The sequence below is a fragment of the Saccharothrix luteola genome, assembly GCF_020859565.1.
Classification (GTDB): Bacteria; Actinomycetota; Actinomycetes; order Mycobacteriales; family Pseudonocardiaceae; genus Actinosynnema; species Actinosynnema luteola.
The window spans coordinates 135,735-153,603 of record NZ_JAJHUO010000024.1 but is presented as its reverse complement, the minus strand read 5'-3'; the positions used below and the strand labels follow the sequence as shown (position 1 = coordinate 153,603).

General features: G+C 72.8%; 15 protein-coding genes. 10 read left to right on the top strand and 5 right to left on the bottom strand.

Going from position 1 to position 17,869, the window contains the following annotated elements:
- Positions 1 to 66: 66 nt before the first annotated feature.
- Positions 67 to 1,104 carry a glycosyltransferase family 4 protein gene (locus tag LNK82_RS31280; protein WP_230570478.1) on the bottom strand — a complete coding sequence of 346 codons (1,038 nt, stop codon included), beginning with the start codon at positions 1,102 to 1,104 and terminating at the stop codon, positions 67 to 69.
- A gap of 26 nt (positions 1,105 to 1,130) precedes the next feature.
- On the opposite strand from LNK82_RS31280, the gene LNK82_RS31275 reads away from it, so the two are divergent.
- From LNK82_RS31275 to LNK82_RS31240, 8 genes are all read left to right on the top strand, one after another.
- Entirely contained in the window at positions 1,131 to 2,045 is a 915-nt protein-coding gene (locus LNK82_RS31275; protein WP_230570504.1) for a glycosyltransferase family 2 protein, read from the top strand.
- Positions 2,046 to 2,057: 12 nt separating this feature from the next.
- Complete coding sequence (locus LNK82_RS31270; RefSeq protein WP_230570477.1) at positions 2,058 to 5,885, top strand: nSTAND1 domain-containing NTPase; 3,828 nt, start codon at positions 2,058 to 2,060, stop codon at positions 5,883 to 5,885.
- Positions 5,886 to 5,912: 27 nt separating this feature from the next.
- On the top strand, positions 5,913 to 6,347 hold the full coding sequence (locus LNK82_RS31265) for a CU044_2847 family protein (RefSeq protein WP_230570476.1): 435 nt from the start codon (positions 5,913 to 5,915) through the stop codon (positions 6,345 to 6,347).
- A gap of 47 nt (positions 6,348 to 6,394) precedes the next feature.
- Positions 6,395 to 8,887, top strand: a complete 2,493-nt coding sequence (locus LNK82_RS31260; protein ID WP_230570475.1) for a glycosyltransferase — start codon at positions 6,395 to 6,397, stop codon at positions 8,885 to 8,887.
- The gene (locus tag LNK82_RS31255) at positions 8,880 to 9,965 is read left to right on the top strand and encodes a glycosyltransferase family 4 protein (RefSeq protein WP_230570474.1); all 1,086 of its coding nucleotides are present in this window, start codon (positions 8,880 to 8,882) and stop codon (positions 9,963 to 9,965) included. The genes LNK82_RS31260 and LNK82_RS31255 overlap by 8 nt, the downstream gene beginning before the upstream one ends.
- A gap of 206 nt (positions 9,966 to 10,171) precedes the next feature.
- Entirely contained in the window at positions 10,172 to 10,453 is a 282-nt protein-coding gene (locus LNK82_RS31250; protein ID WP_308257342.1) for a Scr1 family TA system antitoxin-like transcriptional regulator, read from the top strand.
- A complete protein-coding gene (locus LNK82_RS31245) occupies positions 10,362 to 10,574 on the top strand; it encodes a DUF397 domain-containing protein (RefSeq protein WP_230570473.1) in 213 nt (70 codons plus the stop codon). The genes LNK82_RS31250 and LNK82_RS31245 overlap by 92 nt, the downstream gene beginning before the upstream one ends.
- Positions 10,575 to 10,811: 237 nt before the next feature.
- Positions 10,812 to 11,252 carry an Imm1 family immunity protein gene (locus tag LNK82_RS31240; RefSeq protein WP_230570472.1) on the top strand — a complete coding sequence of 147 codons (441 nt, stop codon included), beginning with the start codon at positions 10,812 to 10,814 and terminating at the stop codon, positions 11,250 to 11,252.
- Here the strand turns inward: LNK82_RS31240 and LNK82_RS31235 are convergent.
- Genes LNK82_RS31235 through rfbB form a run of 4 tightly spaced genes read right to left on the bottom strand, consistent with a single transcriptional unit; the run spans position 11,249 to position 14,839 of the window.
- Positions 11,249 to 12,115 (bottom strand): GNAT family N-acetyltransferase, encoded by an 867-nt coding sequence (locus tag LNK82_RS31235; RefSeq protein WP_230570471.1) that lies wholly within the window; start codon positions 12,113 to 12,115, stop codon positions 11,249 to 11,251. The two genes, LNK82_RS31240 and LNK82_RS31235, sit on opposite strands and share 4 nt — an antisense overlap.
- A 44-nt stretch (positions 12,116 to 12,159) precedes the next feature.
- Positions 12,160 to 12,897 carry a hypothetical protein gene (locus LNK82_RS31230; protein WP_230570470.1) on the bottom strand — a complete coding sequence of 246 codons (738 nt, stop codon included), beginning with the start codon at positions 12,895 to 12,897 and terminating at the stop codon, positions 12,160 to 12,162.
- A 56-nt stretch (positions 12,898 to 12,953) separates the two neighbouring features.
- Positions 12,954 to 13,847, bottom strand: a complete 894-nt coding sequence (gene rfbD, locus LNK82_RS31225) for a dTDP-4-dehydrorhamnose reductase (RefSeq protein ID WP_230570469.1) — start codon at positions 13,845 to 13,847, stop codon at positions 12,954 to 12,956.
- Positions 13,847 to 14,839 carry a dTDP-glucose 4,6-dehydratase gene (gene rfbB, locus LNK82_RS31220; RefSeq protein WP_230570468.1) on the bottom strand — a complete coding sequence of 331 codons (993 nt, stop codon included), beginning with the start codon at positions 14,837 to 14,839 and terminating at the stop codon, positions 13,847 to 13,849. The genes rfbD and rfbB overlap by 1 nt, the downstream gene beginning before the upstream one ends.
- Before the next feature lie 251 nt (positions 14,840 to 15,090).
- Here rfbB and LNK82_RS31215 point away from each other — a divergent pair, with 251 nt between their 5' ends.
- Positions 15,091 to 16,542, top strand: coding sequence for an LCP family protein (locus LNK82_RS31215; RefSeq protein ID WP_230570467.1), 1,452 nt, complete (start codon positions 15,091 to 15,093; stop codon positions 16,540 to 16,542).
- An 84-nt stretch (positions 16,543 to 16,626) separates the two neighbouring features.
- Positions 16,627 to 17,817, top strand: coding sequence for an LCP family protein (locus LNK82_RS31210; protein WP_230570466.1), 1,191 nt, complete (start codon positions 16,627 to 16,629; stop codon positions 17,815 to 17,817).
- Positions 17,818 to 17,869 lie beyond the last annotated feature (52 nt).

Here is a 17,869-nt window from a genome sequence, read left to right as displayed (position 1 = left end):
ACGGGTGACACGCGGTGAAGGGTACGGCGGACGGCCGACAGGTTGACCGGGAATGGCGCAAACGATTCAACGACGAAACATCCCGAGGTGGATCGCCCACACCGAGCGCGCGGCGTTTTCCCAGGTGAAAGCCTCGGCCCGGAGCAGACCCGCAGCGATCATGCGTTCGGCCGCACCAGGATCCGACAGCACCGCACGAAGTGCTGTGACGAGCGCCGCACCGTCGCCGCGCGGCGCGGCCACCCCGGCGCCGCCGGCCACCTCGACCAGCGCGGGCGCGTCCGAGTGCACCACCGGCACGCCGGCCGCCATCGCCTCCACCACCGGCAGCCCGAACCCCTCGGCCAGGCTCGGCGCGGCCAGCACCGCCGCCCGCCGCAGCACGAAAGCCAGTTGGGCGTCGGTCAACCGTCCCAGCAGGTGGACGTGCGGCGCACGCAGGTCCACCCCGCCCCACCCCTGCGGCCCGACCACGACCAGCGGCACGCCCAGCTCGGCGGTCGCTGCCACCAGCAGGTCGAAACCCTTGCGCGGCTCGATGGTGCCGATCGCCAGCACGTACCGGGGCGGCACGTCCACCGGCTCCTCCGGCGGGAACTCCGTCACGCCGTTGCCCACCACGTGGACGGGCGCCGGTCCGGGCGCGTACCTCCGCAGCTCCTGCGCGACGACCGACGTCGGCACCACGATCGCGCCCGCACGGGCCACCGCGCGGCTGATCACGCGCTGGTGCCACGCCACCCCGCGCGGCGTCAAGGTCGACGGGTGCGTCCACGGCACGGTGTCGTGCACGGTCACCACCACCCGCCCGCGCGGCGGCGCGAACGGCGTGAACGCGTGCACCGAGTCGCCGCCCGGCCAGTACGGCACACCCCGCTCCCACGCCGCGATCAGCGCCCGTCGGGGCAACGGCAGCACGCGCGGACCCAGCACACCGGGGATCACGGCGGCCGAGGTGTCCGCGTGCCTGCTCACCACCCCCGTCACGGTCCACCCGGCGGGCGCGGTGGCGGCCAGCGCGGCGGCCAGCTCGCGCGTGTACCGGCCGGTGCCGCCGGGCACCGGCGCCAGCAACTGCTCGGTCAGCACAACGAGGTCGGGCACGTCGCGTACCGTCTCACGCCGTGCCGATCCCCAGCACGACGGTGGTCGTGGTCACGTGGCGTGGCCGCGAGCACATCACCGCCTGCCTCGACGCCCTCGCCCGTCAACGTCCACACCGGACACTCGTCGTCGACAACGCCTCCGACGACGGCACCGCCGACCTCGTCGCCGCGCACCCGAGCCGCCCGGAGACCCTGCGCCTGCCGGTGAACCGGGGTTACGCGGGCGGTATCGCGGCGGCGTTGCCGAGGATCACCACCGAGTACGTGGCCTGGCTCAACGACGACGCGGCACCCGACGACGGCTGGCTCGCCGCGCTCGAAGACGCCCTGGACGCCACGCCCGACGCCGCCGCCGCGACACCGTCGATGCTGCTGGCCGACGGCTCGACCCAGTCGGTCGGCGTCCGGCTCACCGCCGACGGGCACGGCGCCGACCTGGTCCTGGCCGGTCGCGAGGTGTTCGGCTTCTGCGGCGGCGCGGCGCTGCTGCGGCGGGACGCGCTGGAGCGCGCGGGCGGCGTCCCGGCCGGGTTCTTCTGCTACTACGAGGACACCGACACGGCGTGGCGGCTCCGGCTGGCCGGGCACCGGGTGCTGTCCGTCGGCCCGGCCCGCGTGCGCCACCGGCACGGCGCGAGCACCGACCCCGGCTCCCGCCGGTTCCACCGCTGGAACGAGCGCAACCGGCTGCTGATGCTCCTGCGCTGCGCGCCCGCGGGCACGGCCCTGCGGGAACTGGCCAGGTTCGCGGCCATCACCGCCCTGCTGCCGGTCCGCCGCGACCGGCCCGACGCGGCCAACTTCCACGTGCCGCTGCGCCTGCGCGTGCTGCTGGAGGTGCTGGCGAGGCTGCCGATCACGGCGATCCAGCGGTGGAAGATCAGCCGACGTGCGACAGTGGACCGGCGCGTGGTGTGGCGGGAGTGGGCGGGTCGTTGAGGGAGCACCGGGGTGGTCGAGCGGGCGCTGGTCAGGGTGTTGCGCGACCACGAGCCGGTCGGGGTCGGCTTCCTCGTCTCCGCCGACCTGGTCCTGACCTGCGCGCACGTCGTCGGTGACGCCCCGGCGGTCGACCTGGACTTCCCGCTCCTCGGCGTGGGCGCGCGGGCCGAGGTGGTCCACCGCCCCGAGGGCGTCGACCTGGTCGGCCTCCGCCTCGACCGCACCCCGTCGGGCGCACGGGCCGTGCGCGTGGTCGCCGGGAACGATCTGCGCGACCACCGGGTGCGCACGTTCGGCGTGCCCGACCGCCGCCCGGACGGCGTGTGGTCGCAGGGCGTGGTGCGCGGCCCGATCGCGGGCGGGCGGATCCACATCGAGGACGACCGCGCGCACGGCCTGCCGATGCTGCGGGGCTTCAGCGGCAGCCCGGTCATCGACGACGACCTGGGCGCCGTGGTCGGCATGGTCGTGGACGTGGAGGCCCGCCGCGAGCACCGCGCCGGGTACGCCCTGTCCGGCGAGGTACTGCACGACGCGTGGCCGGAGCTGTCCGCGATCGCCAACCAGCCGAGCCCGTTCCGCGGCCTGGAGCCGTTCCAGCCCGAGGACGCCGAGCACTTCTTCGGCCGCGCCGAACGCGCCCGAGAGCTGACCGAGCGGCTGGACCGCGACGGCGTGCTGGTGGTCACCGGCCCGTCCGGCTGCGGCAAGTCGTCCCTGGTCCTGGCCGGTCTGGCGGCCCGGCTGCCGCACCCCGTGGTGATCCGCCCGGCCGGTTCGCCCTGGGCCGCGGCGGCGGTCGCGCTGGGCGTCGAGGAGCTCGACGCCGACCGCGCGGAGGACGTCGTCAACCGGCTCCTGGTGCGCGAGGACCTGCGCCGCCTCACCCTCGTGGTGGACCAGTTCGACGAGGCCCTGACCCGGTTCCCGGACGAGTCGGCCGACCTGCTCGACACCCTCCTCGACATCGCGGACTCCCACCACCGCACCCCGCGCGTGGACGTCGTCGTCACGACCACGGCCGAACCGCTCGACCGCCTCCTGGCCGATCCCCGGTTCGGCTCACGGCTGGCCGGCCGCACGGCCACCCTGGGCACGCCGAGCGTCGCCGAGCTGCGCGAAGCCGTCGAGGGCCCGCTCGCCGCGCCCGGCCTGCCCGTGCTCCAGCAGGGCCTCGCCGACGCCCTGCTCGACGACCTCGACGGCGAGCGCAACCCGTTGCCGCTGCTGGAGTTCACCCTGACCCTGCTGTGGGAGCGGCAGGAGCGCGGCGTGCTCACCCACCGGGCCTACCGGGACCTGGGCGGCGTCGCGGGCGCGGTGTCCACGTACGCCGAGCAGGTGTGGCGGCGGTTCGACCCGGACGAGGCGCGCCGCGTGCTCACCCAGCTGGTCAGCCCGCTCCCGGACGGCGGCTACCTGCGGCGGGCCGTGCCGCCGGACGAGCTCGGCCCGATCGCCCTGGAGCTGGCCCGCACCCGCCTGGTCACGCTCGGGCCGGACACCGTCGAGCTGGTGCACGAGGCCCTGGTGCGACACTGGGACCGGCTGCGAGGCTGGGTCGAGGAGGACCGCGAGTTCCGGCTGTGGCAGGACGAGGTGGACCGCCAGGCCACCCGCTGGCACGACCGCCGCGAGCGGGCGTTGTTGTTGCGCGGCAACGCCTTGCGGCAGGCGTGGGAGCTGGCGGCGCGACGCCGCGACGACCTGACCGGGCGGCAGCACGAGTTCGTGGCGGCGAGCGCGCGGGGCTACGCCGTCGCGGTCGCGGCCATGGCGCTGACCGCGGTCGTGGTGCTGGTCCTGACGTCCGGCGTCACCTACGCGGTGGTGCGGTTGATCAGCCAGCAGAACGCGGTGTCCGCGGACAACGCGGCGGGCGCGCTGCTCACCAGGGCCCGGGACAGCGACTTCGACCAGGAGGTCTTCGACGTCCTCCGGGCGCACCGCACGTCCGACACCCCGCACACCAGGCAGGCGCTGCGCTCGCTGTCGCGGTCCCTGCGCCACGCCGTGCTGCTGCTCGAACCGACCTCCGTGGTCAACGCCCGCGGCAGCCGGCTCGCCCGACAGCTGCCGGACGGCCGCGTCGAGCTCTGGGACCTCGCCACCACCACCGAGGTCACCGTCACGGGCCCGCCGACCGCAACCCTCACGTGGACCGGCGACGACGCGCTGGTCGTCACCGCCCCGGGCCGCCCGCTGGTCGTGCTGGACGCCCGCACCGGCGACGTGGTGGCCGAGGTCGACGCCGAGGCGGACCTGGTGGCCGGCGACCCGACCGGCCGTTACGTCGCCTACGCCGCCGAGGGCTCGACCGAGCTGCACGTGCTCGACCTGCGGGGCGAACCGACCACGCGTACCGCGCCGGGCCCGCTCGGCGCCGACCCGCACGACGTCCGGCTCGTCGGCGTGCTCGGCTCCGGCGAGGTGGTCGTGGACCACGGCCTGAAAGGGCTCGCGCTGTCCACCGCCGGCTCCCGCGAGCTGTCGACGCGCTACACCGAGAACCTGGCGCAACGCCCGGAGCCGACCAGGACCCGGTGCGACGGCCCCCGACTGGTGATGGAGGGCGCGTTCACCGGCGCGGTGCCGGCCGAGGTGCGGCCGGGCGAGCAGGACTGCGCGTCGGGCGCGTTCAGCCCGGACGGCCGCGCGTTCGCGATGGTCTACGAGAACCCGTACGTCAACCCGTCCATGCTCCAGTTCGGCGCGACCGACCCGACCGGACCGCGCTACGTCGCCCAAGTGCCCAACGACGCCGTGGTCACGCACGTCGAGGTCGAGCCGTCGGGCGCGCACCGGGTGCTGCTGGCCGTCGACCACGCGGCGCTGGTGCTGCGGATACCGCCACCGGACGACCTGGAACGGGCGCTGGACACCGCGGCCGACGCCCAGCTCACCCCCGATGGCAGGCACGTCGTGCTGACCGGGTCCGCCGTCGAGGTCTGGCACGTCGACAGCCGCACCCGGACCGGCCGGCTCGACCGACCGGCGGAGGGCGTCACGCTCGACTCGACGACGCTGGCCGTGTCCGGGCCGGGCGGCGCGATCACGCTCTGGAACCTGCCCGACCTCGCGCCGCTCGGCGAGATCGCCGGCCCACCGGACGACGCGTGGCTCCGGTTCCTGGACGCGAACCGGCTGGTGGTCGTGCGCGGGCAGCACGTGGGCGTGTGGTCGGCCCGGACCGGTGAGCCGGTCGGCGAGCCGTTCACCGCGGCCGGCACGACGCCGCTCACCGCCGTCGCGGTCGGCGACGACCAGTTGGCCGTGGTGAGCGCGGACAAGTGGGTGCGCCGGCACACGATCGCGGACGGCGCGGAGGTGCCCGGCTCCGCCTTCACGATCGGCGGCTCCCCGACCCGCTCCCCCGTCGTGCCGCTCGCCGCGGCGGACGACCTGCTGGCCCTGCCGGAGGCCGACGGCGTCGAGGTGTGGGACCTCGACCGAGGAGAACGGCTGGACCGGCACGACGTGCCCGCCGACTACACCGTGTCGGCGCTGCGGTTCGGCGACGACACCGACGAGGTCGAGGTCACCCTCGACGGCGTCGACGGCGGCGGCCAGGCCGACGGCGGGGTGCAGGTGGAGCTTTGGACCCGGGACGTCCTGTGGGGCCTGCCCTCGCTGCTGGGCCGCAGCGACGAGACCGTCGTGCGGCTGGACGTGCCGGCCGTGCCGGGCTACGCGAACGCGGGCGGCGAGTACGGCGGCCTGGAGTCCGGCGACCCGGGCGCCTGGCGCGCCGCGGTGTGCGCGGTGGTGACGCGCAGCGAGCTGTCCGAGGGTGACGGGGAACCGCCGGCCGGGTCGTTCGACGACCCGGTCTGCTGAGAGCCCGAATCGATGGGGAAGCCCGGTATGAAAGGGAGCACGGTGGCCGAGTACGTCGAGGTGCGCACGGAGGACGGCGAGCTGGTGCCGTTCGAGCTGGACGAGGAGTACGACGGCCCGGTGCGCGCGGGCCGCTGGAACGCGGTCGAGCGCGCCGAGGAGACGCTGGAGCACGGCATCGAGCGGGCCAGGAAGGTGGCCAGGTCGGTGGCCGCGAAGATCGGGAGCATGCCGTCGCCGCGACCGGACAAGGTGGCCGTGGAGATCGGCCTGAAGGTCAGCTCCAGCGCCGCGCTGGCCATCGCCAAGTCCTCCGCCGAGGCCCACATCAAGATCACCGTCGAGTGGCACCGCGACAACCTGCCCACCGAGGCCCCGCCCGAGGACAACGAGTCGAAACCCGACCGCGAGCCCGCCGAGCCCGACGCCAAGCCCGACGCCGGGTCGGACTCCGAGGCGTAGGACACCTTGACCGAACGCTGCGGAGCGTGATGAGGCAGAGTTAGCCCGTGGAGCACGGAACCCTGCCTGACGTGTCGGTGGTCGTCGTCAACTACCGCGGCGCGGACGACACCGTCACCTGCCTGCGCGCGCTGTTCGGCGACCTCGACTACCCGGCGGAGAAACTCCAGGTCATCGTGGTCGACAACGCCTCGGGCGACGGCAGCGCGGACCGCATCCGGGCCGCCTCGCCGAGCGCGGAGGTCATCGAGGCGCCGGACAACCTCGGCTTCGCGGGCGGCTGCAACCTCGGCGTGCGGGCCGCCCGCGGCTCGGTGGTCGCGTTCCTCAACAACGACGCCCGCCCCGACCCGCGCTGGCTGCGCGAGGCCGTGCGGGTGCTGCGCGCCGAGCCGACCGTCGGCGCGGTGGCCAGCAAGGTGCTCGACTGGGACGGCCGCGAGATCGACTTCGTTGACGGCGGCCTCACGTGGTTCGGCATGGGCTACAAGCGGCACGCGGGCCAACCCGACGACGGCTCCCACGACACGCCGCGCGACGTGCTCTTCGGCACCGGCTCGGCGCTCGTGGCGCGGACCGCCGTGTTCCGCGAGCTGGGCGGGTTCGACGAGCGGTTCTTCATGTTCTACGAGGACGTCGACCTCGGCTGGCGGATGAACCTGCGCGGCTGGCGCGTCCGCTACGTGCCCACGTCCCTGACCTACCACAAGCACCACGCCTCGATGTCCACCGTGGACACCAGTCGTGAGCTGTACCTGTTGGAGCGCAACGCCCTCGCCGCGCTCTACAAGAACTTCTCCGACGAGACGCTGGCCAAGGCGCTGCCCGCCGCGCTCGCCCTGGCGGTCCGCCGGGCCACCGCGCGCGGCGAGCTGGACGCCACCCAGCTGGAGATCACCCGCCGTCCCGAGAACCCCGCCAACGACCGCGCGCCGGTACCCGTGTCTCGGCAGGCGCTGGCCGGGTTCCTGGCGATCGACCAGTTCGTGGAGCTGCTGCCGTCGCTGGCCGAGTCGCGCAAGGTCGAGCAGGCCGCGCGCCGCGTCACGGACACCGACCTGCTGCCGCTGATGCGCAAGGCGATGGAGCCCGCCTACCCCCTGCCCCGCTACCTGGCCGCGCACGACGTGCTGGTCGAGGTGTTCGGGCTGGAGGAGGTGTTCGGCCGGCCGCGCCGGGTGCTGGTGGTCACCGGCGACGCGCTCTCCGACCGCATGGCGGGCCCCGCGATCCGCGCCTGGAACATGGCCGACGTGCTCTCCGCCGAGCACGAAGTCCGGCTGGTCACGATCAACGCGCTGTGCGACCCGCCCGAGTCGTCGTTCCCGGTGAGCCGCGCCGTGCCGCGCGAGCTGGTCGAGCACGCCAAGTGGGCCGACATCGTCGTGCTCCAGGGTCACGTGCTGGAGAACGTCGGCTTCCTCAAGGAGCCGGGCAACACGAAGATCGTGGTCTGCGACATCTACGACCCGATGCACCTGGAGCTGCTGGAGCAGGGCAAGGACTCGACCGACGAGCAGCGCTCGCTCGACCTGGTCGGCGTCACCCGGATCATCGACAACCAGCTGCGGCGCGGCGACTTCTTCCTGTGCGCCTCCGAGCGGCAGCGGCACTTCTGGCTCGGCCACCTGACCGCGATCGGCCGCATCACACCCGCGCTCTACGACAACGACCCCACCGTGCGCTCGCTGCTGGCCGAGGCGCCGTTCGGGCTGCCGGGCAAGCCGCCGCAGCGCACCGGGCCGGGGCTGCGCTCGACGTTGGGCATCGGCGAGTCGGACAAGGTCGTGCTGTGGGCGGGTGGCGTCTACAGCTGGTTCGACCCGCTGACCCTGCTGCACGCGATGGACCGGCTGCGGACGCGCCGGTCGGACGCGCGGCTGGTCTTCCTGGGCATGAAGCACCCCAACCCCGAGGTGCCGGACATGGACATCGCCGGGCAGACCCGCGCGTTGGCCGCGCGGCTGGACCTCGTGGGCTCGCACGTGTTCTTCAACGAGACCTGGGTGCCCTACCACGACCGGCAGAACTGGCTGCTCGACGCGAACGCCGGCGTGACCACGCACTACGAGCACGTGGAGACGACGTTCGCGTTCCGCACGCGGGTGCTGGACTACCTGTGGGCCGGGCTGCCGATCGTGACCACGGACGGCGACTCGTTCGCCGACCTGGTGCGTCGCGAGGACCTGGGCGTCGTGGTGTCGTCGGAGGACCCGGACGCGTTGGCCGACGCGCTGGAGAAGGTCATGTACGACACCGCTTTCGCCGCCGGGTGCGCGGAGCGGATCGCCGCCGTGCGCGAGCGGTACACCTGGGAGAACGTGCTCGCGCCGCTGACCGAGTTCTGCCGCAACCCGCGGCCCGCCGCCGACCGGCTGACCGGCTCGTCGTTCATGGTGCCCAACCGGGCGCTCGGGCGGCTGGAGAAGGTGCAGCGGGACGTCGCGCTGGTCAAGGAGTACATGACGGCCGGTGGGGCCGGCGAGGTGGCCCGTCGGGCGACCGGCCGGGTGCTGAAGAAGTTGCGCGGCCGTGGCTAGGCCGTTGCGGGTGCTGATCGACGGCACCCCTCTGCTCGGGCAGCGGACCGGGATCGGCCGGTACACCGCGGCGTTGGCCGAGGAGCTGGCGTCGATGCTGGACGAGGTCGACGTGCGCGCGGTCGCGTTCACGTTGCGCGGGTGGCGCGCGCTGCGGACCGTGCTGCCGCACGACGTGGTGGCACGCGGGCTGCCGGTGTCGGCGCGGCTGCTGCGGCAGTTCTGGCTGCGGATGCCGTTCCCGCCGGTGGAGTTCCTGGCCGGGCCGACGGACGTCATGCACGCGACGAACTTCGTCCTGCCGCCGGCGCTGCGGGCGGGTGGCGTGACGACCATCCACGACCTGGCGTTCCTGGACACGCCCGGCGACCTGCCGCCGTCCGATCGGCGGTTGCCCGAGCTGGTGCACAAGTCGGCCGCGCGGGCCGACGTGGTGTGCACGCCGACCCGTGCGGTGGCCGAGGTCGTGATGGAACGGCTCGGCGTGCCCGAGTCGAAGATCGTGGTGACGCCGCTGGGCGTCGACCCGGCGTGGTTCGCGGCCCGTCCGCCGTCGCCCGCGCTGCGCGCCCGGCTGGGGTTGCCGTCGGAGTACCTGCTGTTCGTGGGCGCCGGTGGGCCGCGCAAGGGACTGGGGACGTTGCTGACCGCGCACGCCGCCCGGCCGTCGTTGCCGCCCTTGGTGCTGGCCGGGCCGCACGTGGTCAGCTCCGACGACCGGGTGCTGCGGACCGGTTACCTCAACGATGTCGATCTGAGGAGTGTCGTGGCGGGTGCGGCGGCGTTGGTGCTGCCCTCGCGCGACGAGGGCTTCGGGCTGCCCGTGCTGGAGGCGTTGGCCTGCAACGTGCCCGTGGTGTGCACGGACGTCGCGGCGTTGCGCGAGGTCGCCGGTGGGCACGCGACGCACGTGCCGGTGGGTGACGTGGAGGCGTTGGCGACCGCCATGGTGGAGGCGGTCGAGGCCCCGCCCACGCCCGCCGACCAGGCCGCACGGCGGACGCACGCGGCGGAGTTCACGTGGCGGCGGACGGCCGAGAAGACGCTGACGGCTTATCGGCGTGCCGCGGGGCAGTGACACGAGCTGAGGCCCGCCGCCCCCCGCGCCATGGGCGTCCACTGCCGGCCCGTGTCGAGGCAGTCGTCGCACTCGTAGCCGGTCGGTTCGAGAACCTTCAGCTCGCGCCGGACGACGTTCAGCAGCCGGTCCGCGCCGTTCACAGGTGAGGCCGAGCGACGGAATTCGGTTCTACCGGGTTGCTCGCACGCTGCTCTCGAAGCTTCGTGGAACTGGAGACCGACGCGGTGGCGGTGTCCGACTTCGAGATCGACCTCATCCCGGGCCTGCTCCGAACCGAGGACTACGCCCGCGCGGTCATCCGCGCCGCCGATCCCGGCATCGGCGGCGGAGTCCTCGACCAGCGCGTGGAATTGCGCACCAAACGCCAGAACCGCGTGCTGGTCGTCGACTTGAATGGGAGCGTCGGAGCTCACCTTCGGGACGTGGCGCAAGGCGGGTTACAGCGGTGGCAACCCGAACTGCGTCGAGGTGGCGCACTCCGCTGATGTCGTCGGCATCAGGGACAGCAAGTCGCCGGGCACCGGAACCCCTCGCCGTCCCCGGTCCGCCTGGTTGGCGTTCCTCGCTACGAGTGCCCCGGTTGCCGGTCGGCCTGGGCGGGCTTGAGGACGCTCCACGAGATCTGCCGTGACCCGGTCACGGCACAGACGCGACGCAAGAACCGCTGCCGCTCGCCGTCAGGACGAGGCGCGGTCGCTTCAGGGGATCGCCCGAGCGCGGACATGGCGGAAAGGTTCTCGCACTGATTGAGCGCAAAACCAGTGCGATAAACCTACTCCACCCCAACGGCCCAACGGACCCCTCCGGTGGTCACTCAGCGCGTCCACTGCGATGATGCCGGCCATGAGCTTCACGGCTGTGTGGCCGATCGTGAAAGAGCAGGACGCCGACGCGGCCGACGAGATGACCGTCGGCACGCCGGAGGACGTCGACGCCCTCCTGACCCGCCTGGCGGAACCCGGCGCGGGCCCCGCCGTGATCGAGCACCAGGACCGCGAGCTCATCACGGACACCGAGGGCCTGCTCGGCGCGCCCGGCACCACCAAGATCCCGGACCACGACGTGGCCGCCGCCATCCACCAGGGCTACGGCTACCTCACCTACGCCGACCCGGAGCACGACTACTCGACCCTGGAAGGCGACCCGGCCTCCCCCGAGTACCGCTCCGAGTACGTCGACTACCCGGCCGGCGCGGGCGTCCCGGTGGAAGTCCTGGCGACCGCGCTGAAGGAGTTCCTGGCCACCGCCAACCGCCCCGGGAACGTCACCTGGCAGGCCGCCTAAGCGTCCCGGCGGCGGTCCCGGACTTCGGGGAGCGCCTGGAAGCCCGCGGATCGGTAGGTGGCGACCGCGCCGACGTTGGAGCTCGGGGTGCAGACGAGCACGCTCGACGAGCCCAGCTCGCGGAGCGCCGCCGCGGCGGCGACCGTGATCGCCTTGCCGTAGCCGTGACCGCGGTGGTCCGAGTGCACGCCCATCGGCTCGATCAACCCCGGCCTGCCGGCACCGGCGGACCACACCGTCACGGCCGCCACCGCGTCGTCCCGGTCGTCGTACGCGACCAGGCACCGGGCGTCGGCGTAAGGGGGTCCGGCGGCCATCGCGTGCCAGCGCTCGACGGTGAACGTGGAACCGCTGAACGACGCCCGCTGCACGGCGGCCCGCACGTGCGCCCGGTCCGGCCCGATCACCTCGACCCGCACGCCCGGGTCCTCCACCGGCTCCGCCAGGTCACGGCGCAGCGGCGTCCACGGGTCGTCGGTGTCCCAGCCGGCCTCGGCCAGCAAATCCTGCAGCAGCACGCCCTTCGGCGCTTCGACGTACACCTTGCCCGGGACCAGCACGCCGCGTGCCGGCTCGGTCAGGTCTTCGACCAACCGCCGGGCCAGCTCCTCGTCCTGGAGGGCGTCCGGCGCGATGGTCATCCGCAACAGGTCGGGCTCGTCCAGCAGCCCGACGGCGAGGATCCGCCCGTCCCGGCTCCAGGTCCGGACGGCCGCCGCCGTCGCCTCCGCGCCGTACCGCCAGAACCAGCCCAGGTCGCCGGGGTGCAGCTGCATCGGCGCGCCGTCGTGCTGCCACTCCCGCAGCGCGTCCACCGCCCCGGTCAGCCCGTCGGCCGCCGGCGTGCCCAACTCGATCGCCATGCCCCGAATCACACACCACCGCGCCGGGTGGCCGCACTCCGGTTTCAGGTCCGGTGGGACACCCAGATGTTCGGCTCGACGTACACGGCCACGTTCTGCGACGTCGACACGAGCACCGGTGCGAGCGCGCCGGGCACGACCACCGGCTCGTCCCGGTCGAACGGCAGCCCGGTCCACTCCCGCCACCGTGGAAGGGGCGCCTGCACGGTGGACGAGCACCAGGCGACGCCCTCGACCCGTCCGCCGGCCCGCACGTGGGTCCGCAGCCACCGGTCCTCCGGCAACCCGTCGGCACGGGTGCGGGCCGCGTACTCGTCCATCGGCACGTCGGGCGCGCTCGCCTTGTCCGGCGGTCGGAGGGGCACCAGGAGCTCACTCAGCCCGGCTTCCGAGACCGACTCGCGCATCGCCGCGAGCACGGAGGTGGACAGCCCGCGCCCCAGGTGGTCGGGGTGCACGGCGATCTCCAGCGCGCACGCGGTGTCGGCCTCGACGCCGTCCATCACGTCCTCGGCCGCCCACACGGCCACCTGGTCCCACCCGCCGTCGGGGAACCGGGGCCGCGAGTCCCGGTCGGCCCGGTAGCCGACCATGATCCCGCGGGCCACCGGGCGGTCGCCGTCCAGCAGTGCGATTACGAGGTGCGGCCACCGTTGGGCGACCCGACGTCCCCGCACGAGCAGGGATGCCAGGTTGCCCTGCATGAACCGGGGCGAGTCGGGTGGGTAGGGGATCCCGTAGACGGCGTCGGCCAGCGTGGGGTGTGAGGCCAGGGTGATCATGTTCAGGTCCGGGGTCGGGCCCAGGTGGGTGCGCTGCGGGTCCGTTGTGCGCGGGTTCAGGGCACGGCGTTCGACTTCACGGCCGCCGTCAGCGCTTCCTGCCAGTGGCGCAACGGGGTCAACCCAGCGTCCGCCCAGGCCTTGTTGGACAGCACGGAGTAAGCCGGGCGCGGGGCGGGGCGGGGGAAGTCGGCGGTTGTGCAGGGGCGCACGCGGTTCGGGTCGAGGCCCAGTTCGGCGAAGATGGCGCGGGCGAAACCGCACCACGTGGTCTCGCCGCCGCCGGTCGCGTGCAGGACCCGGGCCGGAGTGCCGCCGGACGTGACCGCGGCGGCCAGGTCCAGCAGGCCGTGCGCCAGGTCGAGCGACCACGTCGGCGAGCCGATCTGATCGTCCACAACGGACAGCGTGTCGTTCGTGGCTGCCAGGCGGGCCATGGTCTTCACGAAGTTGTTGCCGTGCTCGCCGTAGACCCACGCGGTGCGGACGATCCAGGAACGGTCCCAAGTGGACAGCACGTTCCGTTCGCCGTCGAGCTTCGTGCGGCCGTAGACCGACTTCGGGCCGGTCTCGTCGGTCGGCTCGTACGGTCGCGTGCCGTCGCCCGGGAACACGTAGTCCGTGGAGACGTGCAGCAGCGGCACGTTGTGCTCGCGGCAGCTCGTGGCCAGGTTCGCCGGCCCGACCGCGTTGACCTCCGTGGCCCGGTCGACGTCGGTCTCCGCCTGGTCCACGGCCGTGTAGGCCGCCGCGTTCACGACCACCGGGCGGAACCCCGCGTCGCGCGCGCTGGCGGCGAACACGGCCACCGCGTCCGCCACCGCCGAGGCGTCGGTCAGGTCCAGCTCGGCCGACGACGGCGCGTGCACGAGGCCGTCACCGGGAGCCGCCGTCGCCAGGTCCCGCCCGAGCTGGCCGCGGCCACCGGGCACCAGGAGTGCGAGCGCCATCAGCCGGCCAGCGCCGCGCGCTGCTTGAGCGGCTCCCACCACGACCGGTTGTCCCGGTACCACTGCACGGTCGAGGCCAGGCCCTCGGCGAAGTCGACCCGAGGCGCGTAGCCCAGCTCGGTGCTGATCTTGGTGATGTCCACCGAGTAGCGCCGGTCGTGGCCCTTGCGGTCGGTGACGGGCTCGACGAACGAGTCCCAGTCACGCCCCGTGGCCTCCAGGAGGCGCTCGGTCAGCTCCCGGTTCGTCAGCTCCGTGCCGCCGCCGATGTTGTAGATCTCACCGGCTCGCCCGCCCTCCAGCACGAGCTGGATGCCGTGGCAGTGGTCGTCCACGTGCAGCCAGTCGCGGACGTTGAGGCCGTCGCCGTAGAGCGGCACCTTCTTGCCGTCGACCAGGTTGGTGACGAACAGCGGGATGACCTTCTCGGGGAACTGGTACGGACCGTAGTTGTTCGAGCACCGCGTGATGCTGACCGGCAGCCCGTGGGTGCGGTGGAACGACCGCGCCAGCAGGTCCGACGACGCCTTGGACGCCGAGTAGGGCGAGTTCGGCTCCAGGATGTGGTCCTCGGTCCAGGAACCCTCTTCGATCGTGCCGTAGACCTCGTCGGTGGAGACGTGCACGAACTTCGCCACGCCGGCCTCCAGCGCGCCCTGCAGCAGCGTCTGGGTGCCGAGCACGTTCGTCAGCACGAAGTCGGCCGAGCCGGAGATCGAGCGGTCCACATGGGACTCGGCGGCGAAGTGCACCACCACGTCCGTTCGGCCCATCAGGTCGGCGACCAGCTCGCGGTCGCAGATGTCGCCCCGGACGAAGGTCAGCCTCGGGCTGTCCGCGACCGGCGCCAGGTTCGCCTCGTTGCCGGCGTAGGTGAGCTTGTCCAGCACCACCACCTCGGCATCGGCGTAGGCCGGGTACGCGCCGGCCACCATCTCCCGCACGTAGTGCGAACCGATGAACCCGGCCCCACCCGTTACCAGTACCCGCATGCTCAGTGTCCTCCTGAAGGCGGTTGCTCATCGCAGTCTGTCACGAGTGCCTTTCGTGCAACCCACCTGGTTGTTACAGCGTCTCCCGTATAAGAGGAATGTCCGGCGCGGTCCAGCTCCGCGCCACTAATGTCGACCAGGCACGCCTGAGCGCACGGGGGAGGCAGGCAGTGGACTCCAGTCCGCCAGGAACAGCCGGTGGATCGGCTGCGCTGCGTGCTCTGGCGATCACCGCGCGTTCGTTGTTGGCGTTGGTCTCGGCGGCTGTGCTCGTCGTCACGTGGTACGGCTGGTACTACCTCAGCGACATCGACGAGGACATCACGACGACCGACGTCATCGCGTCGTCGGTGACCGAGGACGCCGACGGCGTGCCCCGCAAGCCGCTCGACGGCGCGATCGACATCCTGCTGGTCGGGGTCGACAGCCGCACCGACGCGCAGGGCAACCCGCTGTCGGACGAGGTGTTGGCGCTGCTCAACGGCGGTGTGGCGGACGGCACGCAGAACACCGACACGATGATCCTGGTGCACATCCCCCAGGACGGCACGCGTGCGGTGGCCATCTCGTTCCCGCGTGACGCGTACGTGGAGATCGCGGACGGGTTCGGCAAGCACAAGCTGAACTCCGCGCTGGCCAGGCAGAAGAACGAGAAGGCGCAGGAGCTGCGCGACAAGGGCGTGACCGACGAGGCCCGCATCGAGCTGGAGTCGACGCTGGCCGGCCGCAAGACGCTCATCAAGACGATCGAAGGGCTGACGGGCGGCTCCGTCACCGTCGACCGGTACGCCGAGGTCAACCTGGCCAGCTTCTACGAGGTCACGAAGGCGCTCGGCGGCGTGGAGGTGTGCCTGAACGAGGCCACCAGCGACCGCGACTCGGGCGCGGACTTCCCGGCCGGGAGGCAGACCATCGAGGGTGCGAAGGCGCTGTCGTTCGTCCGCCAGCGCGGCGGGCTGCCCGGCGGCGACCTGGACCGGATCGTGCGGCAGCAGGTGTTCATCGGCGCGCTGGCCCGCAAGGTGCTCTCCACGGGCACGCTGACCGACTTCGACCAGCTCGACCGGCTCGTGACGGCGGTGAAGAAGTCCGTCGTGCTGAGCGAGGGGTGGAACATCACCGAGTTCGCCACCCAGATGCAGGGCCTCGTGGGCGGCAACATCCAGTTCCGCACGATCCCGGTGGGCGACCCGATGGACACGTGGAGCGACGGCAACGTGCTGCCGGTCGACCCGGCGCAGGTGCGGCAGTTCATCAAGGGCCTGGCGACCGACGACAACCCGTCGAAGGCGCCTGTGACGACCACGACGCCGTCCGGGCCGCCGCCCTCGGCGATCACCGTGCACGTCTACAACGCCGCCGGGGTGAACCGACTGGCCGCGAGCGTGCTGGACATGTTGGTGGAGAAGGGTTTCAAGCGCGGTCGGGCGGACTCCGGCGCGTACGCGGAGACGACGTCCGTGCGGTACGCGCCGGGTGAGCGGGCGAGCGCCGACAAGGTGATCTCCGCCCTGAGCGGTAACGTCGAGGCCATCGAGGACGACTCCGTGCCAAGGGGGCAGGTTCTCGTGTACGCCGGCGCCGACTACGCGCCGCCGGACCAGTCCGACCCGGCGTCGGTCGGCGTGCCCGGCACGGACAGCCCGCCCTCGACGAGCTCGACCCCGCCGATCACCGCCGACGGTGTGGTCTGCGTCAACTGACACACCACCTCCCGGTGAATCCGGACGTCCGACCGGCCGAGGGTGGTTAGCCTGATCGGACACCCATTCGTAGGAGGAGCGCCGGTGAGGGCTGCGGTGATCGCCGGACGCGTGCTCGTGGCGCTGCTGTCCGCGGCCGTGCTGGCGGCGTCCGGGTACGGCTGGTCGACGCTCCAGCGCGTGCAGGAGAGCGTGAACACGACGGACGTGCTGACCGTGCTGTCGGACGTGCCGAACGCTCCGCCCGCGGCCGACGGCGCGACCGACATCCTGCTGGTCGGCAGCGACAGCCGCACCGACGCCCAGGGCGTGCCGCTGCCGGACCACGTGCTGCGGAAGTTGCGCACGGAGGCGACGGACACCCTCAACACGGACACGATCATCGTGATGCGCGTGCCGCACGACGGCAGCAAGGCGCACGCCGTGTCCATCCCGCGGGACACCTACGTGCCGATCCCGGACATCGGCGAGGAGAAGATCAACTCGGCGTACGGGCTGACCAAGTTCTTCACCATGGAGCGGCTGGCGGCGTCGGGCATGTCCGACCTGACCGAGCGCTCCAAGGCGGGCGACCAGGCCGGGCGGCGGGCGTTGGTGCAGGTGGTGCAGGAGCTCACCGGCGTGCGGGTCGACCACTACGCGGAGATCAACCTCTACGGGTTCTACCTGCTCACCGAGGTGATCGGCGGCGTGGAGGTGTGCCTGAAGCAGGGCACGTCGGACCCGGACTCGGGCGCGAACTTCCGCGCGGGCGTGCAGACGATCGCCGGCGGGGACGCGCTGGCGTTCGTGCGGCAGCGCAAGGGCATCCCGAACGGCGACCTCGGGCGGATCACGCGGCAGCAGGTGTTCATGTCGGCGGCGATGTCGAAGCTGCTGTCGGCGGGGACGTTGGCGGACCCGGGGCGGCTGTCCGGGCTGCTGGACGCGGTGAACAAGTCGATCGTGGTGGACGAGAACCTGGACCTGGCGAAGTTCGCCGGTCAGGCGCGCGGGCTGGCGGGCGGGAACGTCGAGTTCGCGACCATCCCGGTGACCGGCGTCGGCGCGCGCAACGACCGCGGCCAGAGCATCGTGACCGTGGACCCGGCGCAGGTGAAGGCGTTCGTGGCGGAACTGCTGGGCGAGAAGACGCCCGCGCCGGCCCCGCCCCCGACGTCGGCCGCCGAGACTGCCGGCGCTTCGCCCACTCAGCGCTTCGCCGGCGACCGCCCGGTGAGCCTGGACGGCCCACGTCACCGCGTCGCCCAGGCCGGCCCGGTCTGCGTCGACTGACCGGTCCGCGTCGGTTGACGGCCGATTCGTTCAAGACGGGCCGTCCGCGCGG